Raw genomic sequence first — 13,015 nt, 5'->3', positions numbered from 1 at the left:
ATACACCTATACCCTCACCGGATTTCGGCGCGCCTATCAGGGTCGCCCTGATGTTCGTTTTACCTGTTGTCACTGTGGCAAACTCTTATCACCAACGTTGATCACGAGAAGGGCAAAACAACCTCGTATGTCTATATCGCATCTGAGACGAAAACTGCTGTTTTTACAAGTCGCCTCGTCTGGAAGAAATCCGCGTTGATGAATATCTTGCTAATACCGAAAAACAGACGGCTGTTACCGAAGAACAGGAAATAGATCAGTTTTGCGCTTTGCTGACGATATTTGGGATTCAGGAAGAATACGACGAAGGCGAAATTCGAGATGCAGATGAATTGCTCGCCATACCAGCGGAAGAGCCAGAGCTTTTTGAGCAATATACCGAACTGCGTGAATTGTTGTCTGTGAAAATGCAGGAAGTAGGCAAAAATATCTATTTAAGAGAAATTAAAAAATATATATTAATATTTTTTATTTTTAGAAAAATAATGAGTTGTTAACCCAATCAACAGAGTTATCCACTGAATCTGTCGTTATGTCTGTGGAAAACGTGGGAGAAGTGGAAAAAAGTGTGACAAATGTCGCACTTGAAGGGGTGGTTAATAATTGTACAGAAGAAAAGGAGTTAATGCACTCGGTCATCACAAACATTGACGACAACTCTATCTTCTCTGCTTTTCCGCCTGTTAACGGAAAAATCATGGGCGGTGAAGGTATCACGCTTGAGATGTTAAACGGCTGTGTTGATGCGTTAAAACCCACAGAAAGCCTTATTGTTCGTCGCCTCGAAAATAGCACTTATCATGCGGCAAACGGCTATTCGAGTACGCAAATCAGGTTGGTGCAACGTGGAGGATTGGGTGCGCTAGACTGGTACAAAAACGCCCCAAGCAGGGAGAGCAAGCAAGGGGCGCTCTTGATTGGTACTGCTCTTCACTCGGCTATTTTAGAGCCTGAGTGCTTTGAAATGCAATACCTTTGTGCGCCAGAAGTGGATTTGAGAACCAAAGACGGGCTTATGCCAGACGGACGAGAAGCCGCTCTTGTTGTTCGCAGTACCAAAGCCAACAATCAGTTTGTGAAAAAGCCGTCTATATGCCGATGGTGGACGGCGTTATCAAGCGCGCCCGTCAATCCGGTCAAGTAGCCAATATCATTGCAAAGGTTGTCTATTCGCAAGACGAGTTTGAGTATTTGATTGACGAGAACGGCGAACACTTAACCCACCGTCCGGCGTTTGTTGAGGGTGATGAAATGGTGAAAGTCTATGCCTTCGCAAAACTCAATAGCGGTGAATTGGTTGTTGAAGTGATGAGTCGCGCTGACGTGGAAAAAATACGCGATACGGTACAAAGCGCAAAATGCAACCCAAGCCCGCGGGTAAAGTGGTGCGACAGAATGGCATTCAAAACCGTCATACACCGCCTAGCTAGACGGCTTACTTGCGCCTCTGAGCTATTTTCGATGTTTGAGGTATACGAGAGCTCATCTGAAAAAACCGTCAAAACAGCTCCTGATGCGCCAAAAAAACTATCATTGAGGGATGTATTTCGGGATCGCACAAAAAACTCAAGAAAAATGCAATAAGCAGTAGTAGAATTACCGCGGTCAGATCAAATTTAGATCAACTAAAAATTGGAAGCTGCATTAATCGGTCTCGACGATGCTACCGACGAAAAAAGCCTTGCTGAAATTGTTGAGCATTGTACAGTATTGTCCGCCGAGCTGTCTGAGGACGAAAAAACACAACTCCGTGAAAAAATTAAAGCGACCAAAAATCGGTTAATTCCAGACAAAAAAGATAGTGAAGTATGGATGGCAAAGCTAGCAAACGGCACAGGCGACGCTTGGCGATTTCCAGCCGGTGAAATAGGAGGCTGAGAAAAAAGCGAAAGAGATGGGCGCGGTGCTCGAATAACGGAAGAAATCCCGGTTTAGTCCGAGTTATTGAAATATGCCCTTGAGCAAGTAGGGGCGCGTTTTAAACTAAAACTGGATTATTTAATGAATTATATAGCGTATTTACTATACTTTGTTTGTTTGTAATAATAAAAACAAATGTGAGGCCAAAAGGAGCTATTATGCCACTCTCTATTCAAGGTAATTCTTTATTCTCATTCAATAGAACGCTTAACCATGAAGACGTCCAACGCGCTATTAATGCTTCATCAAAAGATGAAGCCACACATGTTGGCATATGGGAAAAAATTAAAGATTGGTTTTGTGGAACTAATACAAGTGAAGCGCTGGAAAAAATTTATGTGTTAACACATGACAATGATGAACCTGATACTGAATCCATTTTAAAAAAAGTGACTGCATTTTACCAACTTAAGGAAATGGCGTATCCCGTTTATCAGGATAGATTTCAGGCATCTATTACTCCAAACGAAGATGGCATTTATACTTTTTCCTTTTCCATTAAAGATGTTATGGACAAAATTGAATTGCGCTATGGTAATACTGGAAGGGATATTTATTCTATAGAAAAAACAGACGCAATTGATAAAAACCATTTTTCATTAAATAAATATTACGAGCGAATTCAATTTTCTATTGAAAATATTATAAATAACAAAGAAAAAATAGAAGTAACTGACGATTGGATGAATGATTTTTTAAAATCAATTAACGAAATAAAAATAAATACACAAGAAAACCTTGCTAAAGAATTTAATAATGAGATAAAGGAATTCTATGATTTAAATATCTATGCCAATCCTTATGAATTGAATAACGAACCTATATATTCTGAACCACGTAATCAAAGAAATGAACCTATATATTCTGAACCACGTAATCAAAGAAATGAACCTATATATTCTGAACCATATAATCAAAGAAATGAGCCTATTTATGAAAATATTCAATTTAATTCATCAGAAACTTCATCTAATAAATATTACAAAGGGCCAATAAATGGTGATATTTACGCAAAAGTAGATAAAAAAAATATTGATAAATCAGAGTTACTCAAAGAAATAGATAATTTTATTTTAGAGAATAGTGAAAACTATCCATTAGCATATCGGTATGTTGGAAAGTACGCTTAAATCTTAAATGAATAAAAAATTCACCCCACCGCGGTTTTTAAACAGTTTTTAAGTGGAAAAGGGACGGCTAAAGATTTCTTTGACATCTGGCTTCCTGACGAGATTAAGCCGCTGTGTGACTTAGATAGCCTTAAAGTGGAATCTGGCTCATTTGTTGATAGTGAAATGAAAAATTACCAGAGTGATATCTTGTATTCTGTCAAAACAGAAAAGGGGCAAGATTATATCTATCTGCTCATTGATCATCAACAAGCTCATGGCATGGAGAATCATGCGCTACAGCATGGCTTCCATGCAAAAGCATTTAGAGGCTGGTCACACCACTCGTTTTTACCATCATGTTTTATTGTGGTGAGAAAAGCCCTCATCCGTACAGTACTGATTGGCTGGACTGCTTTAGTGGGCGGGATATGCAGGTTGTCTTACCGGCACGTATCCCAGATGGTGCGATTGTTTATATTAATTAGGCGAGGAGATGAAAGTTTTTGTGTTTCATATTTTTATTGCTCATTCTCTGATAAGATGTAATTCAATGGCAACCAATTGATGTTGGGGTTAATTAATTTTAATGCTATCTTTATACCTAACGGCTCGTTTCCATTGCCATGAATCAAAACAATACTTCCTGATTTAGGATGCTCCCCTTTCGCTAACCAAGCATTACTACCGACAGGGATTAAACCTAGCTTATTCAATTCTTTCACTGTCATTTCATTTGAAACTAACCCAGGAAATCGAAAAAATATTGAAGGAACCTGATTATGTTGCAATAAAAGTTTCTCAGTCATTAATACTTCGCTTTTCATGTCTATTCCCGGAAACAACAAAAAGTTTTCATTAAATGGTTTGCCTTTAAAGTATGGGTGACTAAACGAATGATTCACCCAAGTTATATCTAAAATTTTTTCATTTTTAATTAACCAGTTAAATTCTTTCTGATGATTAAGTATCCATAAACCACTTATGGCGATGGCGATAGGAAATTTTTTATTATGTTCATCAGCAATTGCTAACAAGCGCCTAAATAAATCTCTTTCAAAAAACCTCTTTGAGGGGCATAAGTCAACACTAAGAAACATACCATTAATACGATCAGAATGCGTCAACCCATAATTCTGCAAAAGATACGGAGGAGATGAGTAAGTTTTTAATGCTTTAAAATAGTTGGTGTTCTCTAATTCTTTAGTGGTGAAGTAACCCGATTGATTATCTTTTAAGGGGTTTCTGTGGCTTAACTTTACCGCTTTCTCCGTTTCAGTGACAAGCGTTACCGGATCAACTAGCAAATAATTCATATCGTTATTGGAAAAATAACTACGAATAGTTATTTTTAATTCCCCCTTTAAATTATACATAGGAATAAAAATATTTTTATAGTCATCAATGGCGATTTGAGCATGACTTTTTGATAAAAACATAAATATCATAATGAATGTGGTTAGAATGTTGCATTTAACGCTCATTGTTAGTTACCCCAAAAATCGCATTAACATCTCTACACAACGAAATAATAGAATTCCGCTTCATCGTGCCCCAGCAAGGAAACTCTCGATTTCAGTCGATGGAGGGATCGCGATTGCGCAAAGCGCAACATGTGATGTCATCTTATTCCTCCTTCTCGTAAATAACGCATTTCATTTATCAAAGGATATCCCATGCGAGCGATTTTTTCTGCTGCGCCTTTACTGGTGGTGCTGGCATTGTCTGGCTGTACCAGTATTGACCGCATTAATCAAAACATGAAAAACAGTGAGGCGACAGATGAAAAAATTAACCTCGCCATCACCAGTATTACGCGAATCACCCCGGCAGTGGGTGAATACCACGCCGATAATTGACCGGACGACGATAAAAAAAGCCACACCACCTTGTACCATTACCCTTAACCGGCAAGGTTCACTCAGCCTGCATGACGTCTCTGAACGTATTACCCGCGTGTGCCGTATTCCCGTTTCCGTCACGCCAGATGCATTAACGCTATTGGGCGGCGTCTCTGGCGGACAGACCCAGCAGATGAAAGGCGATTCCTGCCATCGGGATGGCATCATCCTCTGCGCCTGCTGTGATTAACACCGGCGCGAATCTGAACGGGCTTTACTGGAACGGCCCGCTGTCCGGGCTGCTTGACACCATTGCCAGTCGCCTTGGTGTGTCGTGGCGCTATGAATCGGGACAGATAGTTATCTACGCGCTGGAAACCCGGTCATTTACGGTGATTTTCATGGATTCACAGACCGATTACCAATCCAGAGTGGTGAGCGGCAATGCGCTGAGTGGTGATGCTACCACGCCACAATCCACCTCAACCACCATAAAATCATCCCTGTATGCCGATTTACAGGGGGCGGTAAAATCGATGCTGACACCGGGGATGGGGCGTATGTTCCTGTCTGCCGGTAATCTGACTGTCACTGATGTGCCACGGGTGCTGGATACGGTTGAGCGCTTTGTTGAGGAGCGCCACCACAGACATTAGATCGGCGGGTGGTGCTCAATATTGAAGTATTGAGTGTTGAAAAACGGCAAAAAGACCAGTTAGGACTGGACTGGAACGCCGTTTTTAACAATGGCCGTTTAGAGTTGTCGCTCAGTCAAGCCTTTGGCGGCGCTGTGCTCGCCGTGGTATGACTAACCGCGATTGATGCCGTTTATTAACGCCTGTCGAACGCTGGCAAAAAATCCCGTTGTCGCTGTAAAAAACCTACTGGTATCGGACGCTTGGCGGTATTACCCGTAATCATCACCTTCTGCACTACATCCATGCGGGAGAAGTTGACCCACTGGCCGCGTACTTCATTTGTCCGATTGATGAAGACAGTTATACGTTACTGCCAATATGAAATTGAAATAACGGCTAAAATAGGATATTTAATTATTTATAGAGAATAGCTCTTCATATTTATCTGGTCGCATTGCTATTTTTTTTACTAAGATCAAATCTTCACGAGTATTGACTCTATTTTTGATCTCAAAAAAATCAACTTTATTTTCTTTAATTAGATTAAGAATCTCACCTGCTTTTTTAGGTGTTAGCGTTAAGTTAGAACTATCTCTAACACGCGTAGAAAGATAACTGATTGCATCGAGCACTGTTTTTAGCGTGTTATCAACCTTTGCATTTCCATAATAGCTTAAATCTTTATCATCTTTTTCATAAAAGTATGATGGGTTTATTATTTGACTGACATTCATAAAAACCTCTTTTAATGTGCAAGATAACTAACTTTATAGACAATCAATAAATTGTTTGGTTCGCCAAATGATTTCACCCCTTAAATATTAAATAACGGCCTAATTTATCCATTTTCATGGGAGATAAATATCATGTTTCGCTCATTACCGTCAGCCATTTTTGCCGTCACCGCGAGATGGATATACCAGAAAACCTTTTCCGCCAAAGACCGCATCGCCTTCTACGACATGCTGGCCTTTTTGCTGGATAACAACAAATCGTTGCAGTAAGTCTTTATCGATATGCGTAACGTGGTCACCGATTTTGGCCGTAAACATCATCCCTATGCGGTGCTGTTGACCGATTGCCTGTCAGCGCTGGATGAGGGGCAAGGCGATTTTGAAAAGGTACTGCTCGAATGGATGCCGGTTCAGGAAGCCAACCTGATTGGCTCAGGTATCCTTTCCGGCAAGCTCTCCGATGCCTTGCGTCGTGCCAGCCAAATTGTGGAGGGCAAGAAAACGATAGTCTCCGCGCTGTTCGTCGCATTGGGCTACCCCTGTTTTCTCCTGGGCATCGTGGTGCTGATGATGCATATGTTCTGTGAAAAGTTTATCCCCAAACTGGCAAGACTGGTGTCGCGTGAAAAATGGGATGGACCTTTAAGCCTGTTAACCGGCCTTTCTGAATTTATTGTTAACTTTGAGTGGTTACTGCTGTTTGGCCTAGTGGCACTCACCGCCCTGATTGTCTGGTCAATGGGGCATTGGGTCAATCGAAAAATTGCCGACAACCTGCCGCCGTGGTCAGTGTATCGTGCCGTGCAGGGCGTTTACTTTTTGCTGAATATCGCCGACTTACTGCGCGTCAATATCCCGTTCATGCAGGCGGTCAATATGCTTGGCGAAACCGCCATCCCTTGGCTGGAAAGGCGTATTAATGAAACGCGACATTATATGCGGCAAGGCGAACATCTGGGGATGGTCTTAAAAAGTACCGGCTACCACTTTTCCTCACGGGATTGCGTCAATCAAATGATGCTATTAACCGAAGGTGCGGGGGCAGAAAACAACCTTGAGCGTTATGCTGACCGTTGGTTGGCTATCACCATTAAACAGGTCAAGAAAAAAGCGCTTTGGTTAACCGCGTTGTGCTTTTTATTGGTATTCGCTTATATGCTGCTGTTATTAGGCAGTCGCGATTTAAATACCATGGTCAATCAAATGGGGTAAGCAATGAAAAACAATTCAATGGCATTTAATCAACACACCAAAGAGGAAAGTATGAAAAAAACGTCAACGCTTCACGGTGGTTTTTTAAGTCTGGAAATGATGGGGGTACTGGCAATTATTGCCGTCGCTATTGTACTTGCGGTTGGCCTTTTCTTTCCTGAAACCTAAAAACTAAAAATCTCCTAAAACACATTGTGAGCGACGATAAAATTTTAGCTGTTTGAATAACTATTTTATCGATAAAAACGCTCATAATAGATTAAAACGCGTTTTAAAGGGGTTTGTGATGGGGTTTCTATTTTGATTTTCAAAATTTATTAGATTTAACGATTTTTAATTTCTGATAGATGTTCTTTGTTGTTCAAAATCGGTTTCGGACGCTCTACAAAACACCTGTACGAAAATAGTTATATTGTGTTCTGTACAGGTGCTTTAATTCGTACATGTTTTTCAGTCAGTTATTTGACTGCTTCTTTCAGCGTTTTACCCGCTTTAAAACTTGGTACGCTTGCAGCAGCAATTTTAAGGGGTTCGCCTGTTTTTGGATTGCGTCCATCTCTGGCTGCTCTTTGTTTAACTTGAAAGCAACCAAAGCCAACTAGCTGTATATCATTGCCAGCCTTTAACGCTTCTGTCGCGGTTTCAATGAATGCGTTAAGTGCCTTCTCTGAATCTGTTTTGTTCATGTTGTGCCTGAATTAATCGATACGTTAATACTCATAAATGCTAGCTGTAGCAACTGAATAGCGCAATGTTTCAGGTTAATTAACTCAAAAAATCTTTTAAATTAAGACCCCTCCGTTCGCCGCAAGTCTGTGACCGAGAGAAGCGAGTGAGCAGACGAGGAAGCGGAATATCACCCTAACATCTAAATAAATCAGTTCACTTAGTATTAATATATTTTGGAGTTTAGGGTTTTTGTTGGAAGGAAAGCTATCCACAGAGAGTGGGAAAAATTTTCGGTTAAATATAGTTATGTATAAGCTAAAAGAGTTAAAGAAAAAAAGATAAAATAATCTTTTGATTTTAAAATAAAAAAAATATTTACGTCCGTAAATCCCAAAATGCAAGCGGTTGAAATATTTGGGTATTTCAACCGGCATCTTGATTATACCTATGCAGTTACCGCTTATACTTCACAAGGTGCATCCGTGCCTTATGTGATTGTGTATGATGGTGCAAGCGACAATAAGGCGAAACTGGCCGCACTTGATAATACCTATGTCGAATTCTCACGTAGTAAAGCCCATGTACAGGTTTATCTGGACGATGCTGAGAAATGGATAAAATACATTGAAAACCATAGCGGTGATCGCTTTTCAGCCCATGATTTTATCAAATGTCAGGATGACCAACGCGCAGTGAGTGAAAAAACGTGTGGGAACAAAGCAAAGTTATCACCCAAACCGCATTAGCGAAAAAAGTAGACCCAGTCATCGCAGAGGAAGGAAGATTAAACACCCTCAATAAACCCCCCTGAAATCTTATTACCCGCAGTCAATGAAAGCGGCATTCACCGCGGCAACTACCATTTGCCAGTGGGGATTTATGCGGGCAATATTGATTTTGAAAGATCCAGTTATCAGGGCACTAAAGAGCGTAGGTACATAATTCTCCAGAAAGGCGATGAGACTGTCGAACCCAAATCCTATCAGGCTGACCAGTTACCAATCTTAATACAACAAATAGAAACTGATAATACCATCGTAGTAGAAATTATGCAGTAAACAGCAAAACTTAACGAATTTGTGTTCACACCAGAAGAAAGTCTTTCCGTTAATATAGACAAAACGTTAACCTTTGACATCAATGATACATTACTTAAAGATGAAGAGAGTACGCTTCCTGAGAATACTGATGGCGAAAAATTGATGAATGCCAACGATGAGGTCAATATTTTGCATCATGCAGATAAACAAAAAATTAAAGAAAAAGAGTACGGTGATTAATCTAACCACATAGACTTATAAATTTATTTTATAATAAACACCTTAAATAGACGCCAAGTTTGTTATTCCTGTCTTGACCTGATGTTTTTCCTAATGGAATAACGTAGAATGGGGGTTATAAAAATAAATAAAAGTAGACATCGATTAGGGGGACATAAAAGATGCTTTCAGTTACTAATTCATCTTCACAGATAGTATATGAACCAGGTGGTAATTTATCTAATAAATCAACCAATTCAACAGAAATAATCAACACATCTCAAGAGAAAATGATCAATGAATCTACTAAAAAATCTGAAGAACTGTTATGGAATAGTTTCAGAGAAATGCGAGATTACATCATAGAAGGAACTTATTTCTCCCTTTTTTCAGAAAAAGAATATCCTGATCTTCATAAGGACTTAAGAGCTTGTCAAAACAGGCTTAAAGATATCGACTTGCCCTTGTTAAAATCCTTACTTACCGGGGTAACAGGCAAGTTAATTAAACATTTTGGAGTCTTGCATAAAACAGTAACCCCTACCGAAAATCAGATTAGAAAAGAATTCAATAATATCGATGAAACATTAGATATTTTACATAACTGTCTGATGGAAATAGAAAAACTAAAAGAAAAAACAGCGCCAGAATCAACCACAAAAAAATATCTGATATTTTCCTTAATAGGCATTTCACTGAGCTTAACAGGCTTGTTAGTAGGAGCACTGGTTTTCTCCTTACCCTTTATTGCTCCTTGTCTAATCAGTGGTTCTCTCTTACATATGATTGGGTCTGGAATATCAACCGCTGCTGGCTTTTCGGGTATTGCACTTAACCTATATCAGGCTCACAAACAATATAAAATAAGTTCTCACCGCGATAAATGGGGTGAATTCAACACTATACTTTCTAAAACATATACTCATTTAAATGAATTAAGGAATAATAAAATGTTCAAATCGGTTTATGAGTTGGGATTAAATCAATCACAGGGATTTCAAAAAGTTAAGGAACAAAGTAATTCAATAGAAAAACAGAACGCTGAAATGAAAAACGAGATTAGTGGATTGAAAGAGGATGTTAATACATTAATGACCGATCTGACCGAGTTGAAAGAAAAAATGGACACATTAATTAATCAGTTTAAGAAATCAGCGACATCTTCAGATGAACAACAAAATGACTCAAATATAGTAAAATCATTTCCCTTATATCGACGGCATTCTTTCTAAATATGGGTAAAAAAAATTATAGTTAAAAAAGCACTATGATTCATCGAGCGCGATTTTTAATCGTGCCAATAACCATGTTTTTCGTTTAATTTAGTTCTTCCTGTTTGTTTATAGCGAGACTAAGCGCTTTCTTTTGTCCAATGATAACCACCATTTTTCACCTCTGGTGACCCCGGCATAAATTAAATTTTGTTCAAGCATAAGATAATTCTGCATGGCTATCGTCATCACAACACAAGGATATTCATAACCCTGACTCTTATGAATGGTTGTTGCATAAGCTAAGGATATCTCATTAAGCTCATTAAAATCATATCGGATTGTTATGCCATCAAAATTGACGATCACTTCAGGTTCAGTCGTATCAATTAAAGTAATAATTCCGATATCACCATTAAAAACATCTTTATCATAATTATTCACTAATTGAATGACTTTATCACCCAAAGAAAACGTCCGGCCATAACGGGTCACTTTCGAGGAAGTGTCATTATTATTAAGCTGAGATTGTAACATGTCATTAATGCTATGTGCGCCAATTCCGCCCCTATTCATTGCAGTTAACACTTGGATATCCCTAACCGGATCAAGTATAAAGCGTATCGGTATTCGATGTAAGATGATATTTAGAAGTTTATTTTTTATATCTTCAATACCCTCCGAATGCATAAACAAAAAATCTAAAGAGACGGGCACAATGTTCGAAAAGTCTAAAAAATTCCCTGAGCAAATAGGGACATGTTTTTAACTAAATCTGGATTATTTGATGAATATACAGCGTATTTATATAGCCTGTTTGTTTATCATAATTCAATCTGACGCTAGCGAACATTGGAAATATCGGATGACTAAAAAATTTACTCCAACGCCACACGATAGTATATCCAAACAATTTTTAAGTGAAAAAGAGACGGCAAAAGACTTCTTTGATATCTGGTTACCGGACAAGCTCATGGCATAGCGACTTATGCGCTACAACATGGCTGCTATACAGAAGCATTTAGAGGCCCTACACAAAGAGAGATCCAACTCGGTTTTCCTCCTGTTTTACTGTGGTGACAAAAGCCATCACCCGTACTGGCTAGATTGTTTTAGTGGGCGGGATCCGCCAAATTCTTTTGCTAGGGGTTCTACGCCGGAACCCCAGATTTTGCCGTGGAAAATTCCGCATCTCTTATTCGCATAATCGTTTGTCTAGTCGTATTAAAGATTTTGGCAAGAGAACTGATACTTTGACCGCTTTTTAAATGAGATATCACTTCTTCTCTTTGTTTGTCGTCCAGTGACCGAGGTCTACCAAGCTTTTTACCCTGCGATTTTGCTCTCGTTATTCCTGCCTGAGTTCGCTCAATTAACAAATCCCGTTCAAACTCTGCCACAGCAGAAATCACCTGCATTGTCATTTTTCCGGCTGGACTGGTGAGATCTACGCCGCCTAACGCGAGACAGTGAACTTTAACGCCTACCGAGGCTAAGTTTTCAACTGTTTTGCGAATATCGATTGCATTCCTCCCTAATCGGTCTAATTTTGTGATAACAAGAATGTCATCAGGCTCCAATCTATCGGTTAATCTGACAAATCCACTTCTTTCACCAGCAGCAACCGAACCGCTAATACTTTCCTCAATTATTCGATGCGGTTTAATGCTAAATCCGGCTGCTTCAATTTCTCGGCGTTGATTTTCGGTGGTTTGTTCTAAAGTGGATACTCGGCAGTAGGCAAAAACACGTGACATTTTTATTTTTCCTGTACGAAATTCTTGTACTTATTATACAGGGTGTACAAAATTAATTTAACCTATTTTTGTACAGTTCTTTTTATAAGTGTCCGAAAACGAGGGAAAAAGGGCTTACCTATATAATAGCCAGAAGGAGTTTGCTAGCCTGTTTAGGCAGTTATTGATCATCATTCTGATTATCGCGCACTTATCCAATTAGGCGCGTTTCGTTATGACGAAGCTGGTCAGATAGTTGGAGAAGTCAACGAATCGGATGTTGAGGGTAATTTGCGACGTTTAGCACGGCGAAAAAAATCAAATCATCAATCTACTGACAGTTATGCTGATTTGGCGTTGGGGAAATGACGCTCGCTGGTATGAAGCGTAACTCCACTCTTAGTATGGAAAAGATATAGAGTTGATGTTAACCGCGTTGATGTATCTTATGCGCCTGATATCGACTGGCCGAAAAAACCGGAATAGATACAATAGACCTATCAATGGGGATCCTATTAGCAGCATTGTAGGAAGTTGTTAATAAATTTAGTGTCAACGATCACCGAAAACTGATCCACTTTTTAGCTAAATACAATCAATTTTAATTGATCCACCCAATTCTCTTTATGGTTTTTATGCCGTAGGCATGGAAGGCGAAAAAAATACTTATAAAGTTATCATAAGTT

General features: G+C 39.3%; 24 protein-coding genes and 1 pseudogene. 20 read left to right on the top strand and 5 right to left on the bottom strand.

The features are described 5' to 3' along the window. From AC01GB_RS18050 to AC01GB_RS18020, 7 genes are all read left to right on the top strand, one after another. The coding region (locus AC01GB_RS18050) for a hypothetical protein (protein ID WP_474452994.1) at positions 1 to 199 on the top strand (199 nt) is incomplete at its 5' end. A 70-nt stretch (positions 200 to 269) separates the two neighbouring features. Beyond that, positions 270 to 497 carry a hypothetical protein gene (locus AC01GB_RS18045; RefSeq protein ID WP_474452993.1) on the top strand — a complete coding sequence of 76 codons (228 nt, stop codon included), beginning with the start codon at positions 270 to 272 and terminating at the stop codon, positions 495 to 497. A 71-nt stretch (positions 498 to 568) separates the two neighbouring features. Then, positions 569 to 1,144, top strand: coding sequence for a hypothetical protein (locus tag AC01GB_RS18040; protein WP_474452992.1), 576 nt, complete (start codon positions 569 to 571; stop codon positions 1,142 to 1,144). Then, positions 1,093 to 1,584 carry a recombinase RecT gene (locus AC01GB_RS18035; RefSeq protein ID WP_474452991.1) on the top strand — a complete coding sequence of 164 codons (492 nt, stop codon included), beginning with the start codon at positions 1,093 to 1,095 and terminating at the stop codon, positions 1,582 to 1,584. The genes AC01GB_RS18040 and AC01GB_RS18035 overlap by 52 nt, the downstream gene beginning before the upstream one ends. Before the next feature lie 48 nt (positions 1,585 to 1,632). Then, a complete protein-coding gene (locus AC01GB_RS18030) occupies positions 1,633 to 1,878 on the top strand; it encodes a hypothetical protein (protein ID WP_474452969.1) in 246 nt (81 codons plus the stop codon). 200 nt (positions 1,879 to 2,078) lie between these two features. Then, positions 2,079 to 3,050 carry a hypothetical protein gene (locus AC01GB_RS18025; RefSeq protein ID WP_474452990.1) on the top strand — a complete coding sequence of 324 codons (972 nt, stop codon included), beginning with the start codon at positions 2,079 to 2,081 and terminating at the stop codon, positions 3,048 to 3,050. Between the two features lie 18 nt (positions 3,051 to 3,068). Further along, positions 3,069 to 3,578 carry an Rpn family recombination-promoting nuclease/putative transposase gene (locus AC01GB_RS18020; protein WP_474452996.1) on the top strand — a complete coding sequence of 170 codons (510 nt, stop codon included), beginning with the start codon at positions 3,069 to 3,071 and terminating at the stop codon, positions 3,576 to 3,578. Here AC01GB_RS18020 and AC01GB_RS18015 read toward each other — a convergent pair. Beyond that, positions 3,551 to 4,468, bottom strand: a complete 918-nt coding sequence (locus AC01GB_RS18015) for a polysaccharide deacetylase family protein (protein ID WP_474452989.1) — start codon at positions 4,466 to 4,468, stop codon at positions 3,551 to 3,553. The genes AC01GB_RS18020 and AC01GB_RS18015 overlap by 28 nt on opposite strands. 237 nt (positions 4,469 to 4,705) lie before the next feature. On the opposite strand from AC01GB_RS18015, the gene AC01GB_RS18010 reads away from it, so the two are divergent. The 3 genes from AC01GB_RS18010 to AC01GB_RS18000 all read left to right on the top strand — a co-directional run bounded on the left by AC01GB_RS18010 (position 4,706) and on the right by AC01GB_RS18000 (position 5,678). Beyond that, positions 4,706 to 4,888, top strand: a complete 183-nt coding sequence (locus AC01GB_RS18010; RefSeq protein ID WP_474452988.1) for a hypothetical protein — start codon at positions 4,706 to 4,708, stop codon at positions 4,886 to 4,888. A 200-nt stretch (positions 4,889 to 5,088) separates the two neighbouring features. Beyond that, a complete protein-coding gene (locus AC01GB_RS18005) occupies positions 5,089 to 5,526 on the top strand; it encodes a secretin N-terminal domain-containing protein (protein WP_474452987.1) in 438 nt (145 codons plus the stop codon). Between the two features lie 11 nt (positions 5,527 to 5,537). Next, positions 5,538 to 5,678 carry a hypothetical protein gene (locus tag AC01GB_RS18000; protein WP_474452986.1) on the top strand — a complete coding sequence of 47 codons (141 nt, stop codon included), beginning with the start codon at positions 5,538 to 5,540 and terminating at the stop codon, positions 5,676 to 5,678. Positions 5,679 to 5,918: 240 nt separating this feature from the next. On the opposite strand, the gene AC01GB_RS17995 is transcribed toward AC01GB_RS18000, so the two are convergent. Beyond that, positions 5,919 to 6,242 (bottom strand): hypothetical protein, encoded by a 324-nt coding sequence (locus tag AC01GB_RS17995; RefSeq protein WP_474452985.1) that lies wholly within the window; start codon positions 6,240 to 6,242, stop codon positions 5,919 to 5,921. A 132-nt stretch (positions 6,243 to 6,374) separates the two neighbouring features. Between AC01GB_RS17995 and AC01GB_RS17990 the strand changes: the two genes are divergently transcribed. From AC01GB_RS17990 to AC01GB_RS17980, 3 genes are read left to right on the top strand one after another with little or no spacing between them, the layout of a single operon-like run. Further along, entirely contained in the window at positions 6,375 to 6,512 is a 138-nt protein-coding gene (locus tag AC01GB_RS17990; protein ID WP_474452984.1) for a hypothetical protein, read from the top strand. 12 nt (positions 6,513 to 6,524) lie between these two features. Then, on the top strand, positions 6,525 to 7,454 hold the full coding sequence (locus AC01GB_RS17985) for a type II secretion system F family protein (protein WP_474452983.1): 930 nt from the start codon (positions 6,525 to 6,527) through the stop codon (positions 7,452 to 7,454). Positions 7,455 to 7,457: 3 nt separating this feature from the next. Further along, entirely contained in the window at positions 7,458 to 7,622 is a 165-nt protein-coding gene (locus tag AC01GB_RS17980; RefSeq protein ID WP_474452982.1) for a hypothetical protein, read from the top strand. A 290-nt stretch (positions 7,623 to 7,912) separates the two neighbouring features. Here the strand turns inward: AC01GB_RS17980 and AC01GB_RS17975 are convergent, their stop codons facing one another. After that, a complete protein-coding gene (locus tag AC01GB_RS17975; protein WP_474452981.1) occupies positions 7,913 to 8,140 on the bottom strand; it encodes an HU family DNA-binding protein in 228 nt (75 codons plus the stop codon). A gap of 378 nt (positions 8,141 to 8,518) precedes the next feature. On the opposite strand from AC01GB_RS17975, the gene AC01GB_RS17970 reads away from it, so the two are divergent. The 4 genes from AC01GB_RS17970 to AC01GB_RS17955 all read left to right on the top strand — a co-directional run bounded on the left by AC01GB_RS17970 (position 8,519) and on the right by AC01GB_RS17955 (position 10,614). Beyond that, positions 8,519 to 8,869 carry a hypothetical protein gene (locus AC01GB_RS17970; protein ID WP_474452980.1) on the top strand — a complete coding sequence of 117 codons (351 nt, stop codon included), beginning with the start codon at positions 8,519 to 8,521 and terminating at the stop codon, positions 8,867 to 8,869. 123 nt (positions 8,870 to 8,992) lie between these two features. Next, positions 8,993 to 9,181: a hypothetical protein gene (locus tag AC01GB_RS17965; protein ID WP_474452979.1), complete on the top strand. Its 189-nt coding sequence runs from the start codon at positions 8,993 to 8,995 to the stop codon at positions 9,179 to 9,181. Between the two features lie 21 nt (positions 9,182 to 9,202). Next, entirely contained in the window at positions 9,203 to 9,403 is a 201-nt protein-coding gene (locus tag AC01GB_RS17960) for a hypothetical protein (protein WP_474452978.1), read from the top strand. Between the two features lie 161 nt (positions 9,404 to 9,564). Beyond that, positions 9,565 to 10,614 (top strand): hypothetical protein, encoded by a 1,050-nt coding sequence (locus AC01GB_RS17955; protein WP_474452977.1) that lies wholly within the window; start codon positions 9,565 to 9,567, stop codon positions 10,612 to 10,614. Between the two features lie 108 nt (positions 10,615 to 10,722). Here AC01GB_RS17955 and AC01GB_RS17950 read toward each other — a convergent pair whose 3' ends face one another. After that, positions 10,723 to 11,181: an ATP-dependent DNA helicase gene (locus AC01GB_RS17950; protein ID WP_474452976.1), complete on the bottom strand. Its 459-nt coding sequence runs from the start codon at positions 11,179 to 11,181 to the stop codon at positions 10,723 to 10,725. A gap of 199 nt (positions 11,182 to 11,380) precedes the next feature. On the opposite strand from AC01GB_RS17950, the gene AC01GB_RS17945 reads away from it, so the two are divergent. Continuing rightward, entirely contained in the window at positions 11,381 to 11,575 is a 195-nt protein-coding gene (locus AC01GB_RS17945) for an Rpn family recombination-promoting nuclease/putative transposase (protein WP_474452975.1), read from the top strand. 6 nt (positions 11,576 to 11,581) lie between these two features. Then, entirely contained in the window at positions 11,582 to 11,800 is a 219-nt protein-coding gene (locus AC01GB_RS17940; RefSeq protein ID WP_474452974.1) for a hypothetical protein, read from the top strand. Here AC01GB_RS17940 and AC01GB_RS17935 read toward each other — a convergent pair. Further along, positions 11,745 to 12,350, bottom strand: a complete 606-nt coding sequence (locus AC01GB_RS17935; protein ID WP_474452973.1) for a recombinase family protein — start codon at positions 12,348 to 12,350, stop codon at positions 11,745 to 11,747. The two genes, AC01GB_RS17940 and AC01GB_RS17935, sit on opposite strands and share 56 nt — an antisense overlap. Before the next feature lie 387 nt (positions 12,351 to 12,737). Between AC01GB_RS17935 and AC01GB_RS17930 the strand changes: the two are divergent. Beyond that, positions 12,738 to 12,815, top strand: a pseudogene (locus AC01GB_RS17930) (tail fiber assembly protein); the annotation flags it as partial. Between the last annotated feature and the right edge of the window lie 200 nt (positions 12,816 to 13,015).

Source organism: Candidatus Arsenophonus phytopathogenicus (genome assembly GCF_056113345.1).
Note: the sequence above shows the minus strand (reverse complement) of the source record. Positions and strands in the feature narration are given on the sequence as shown.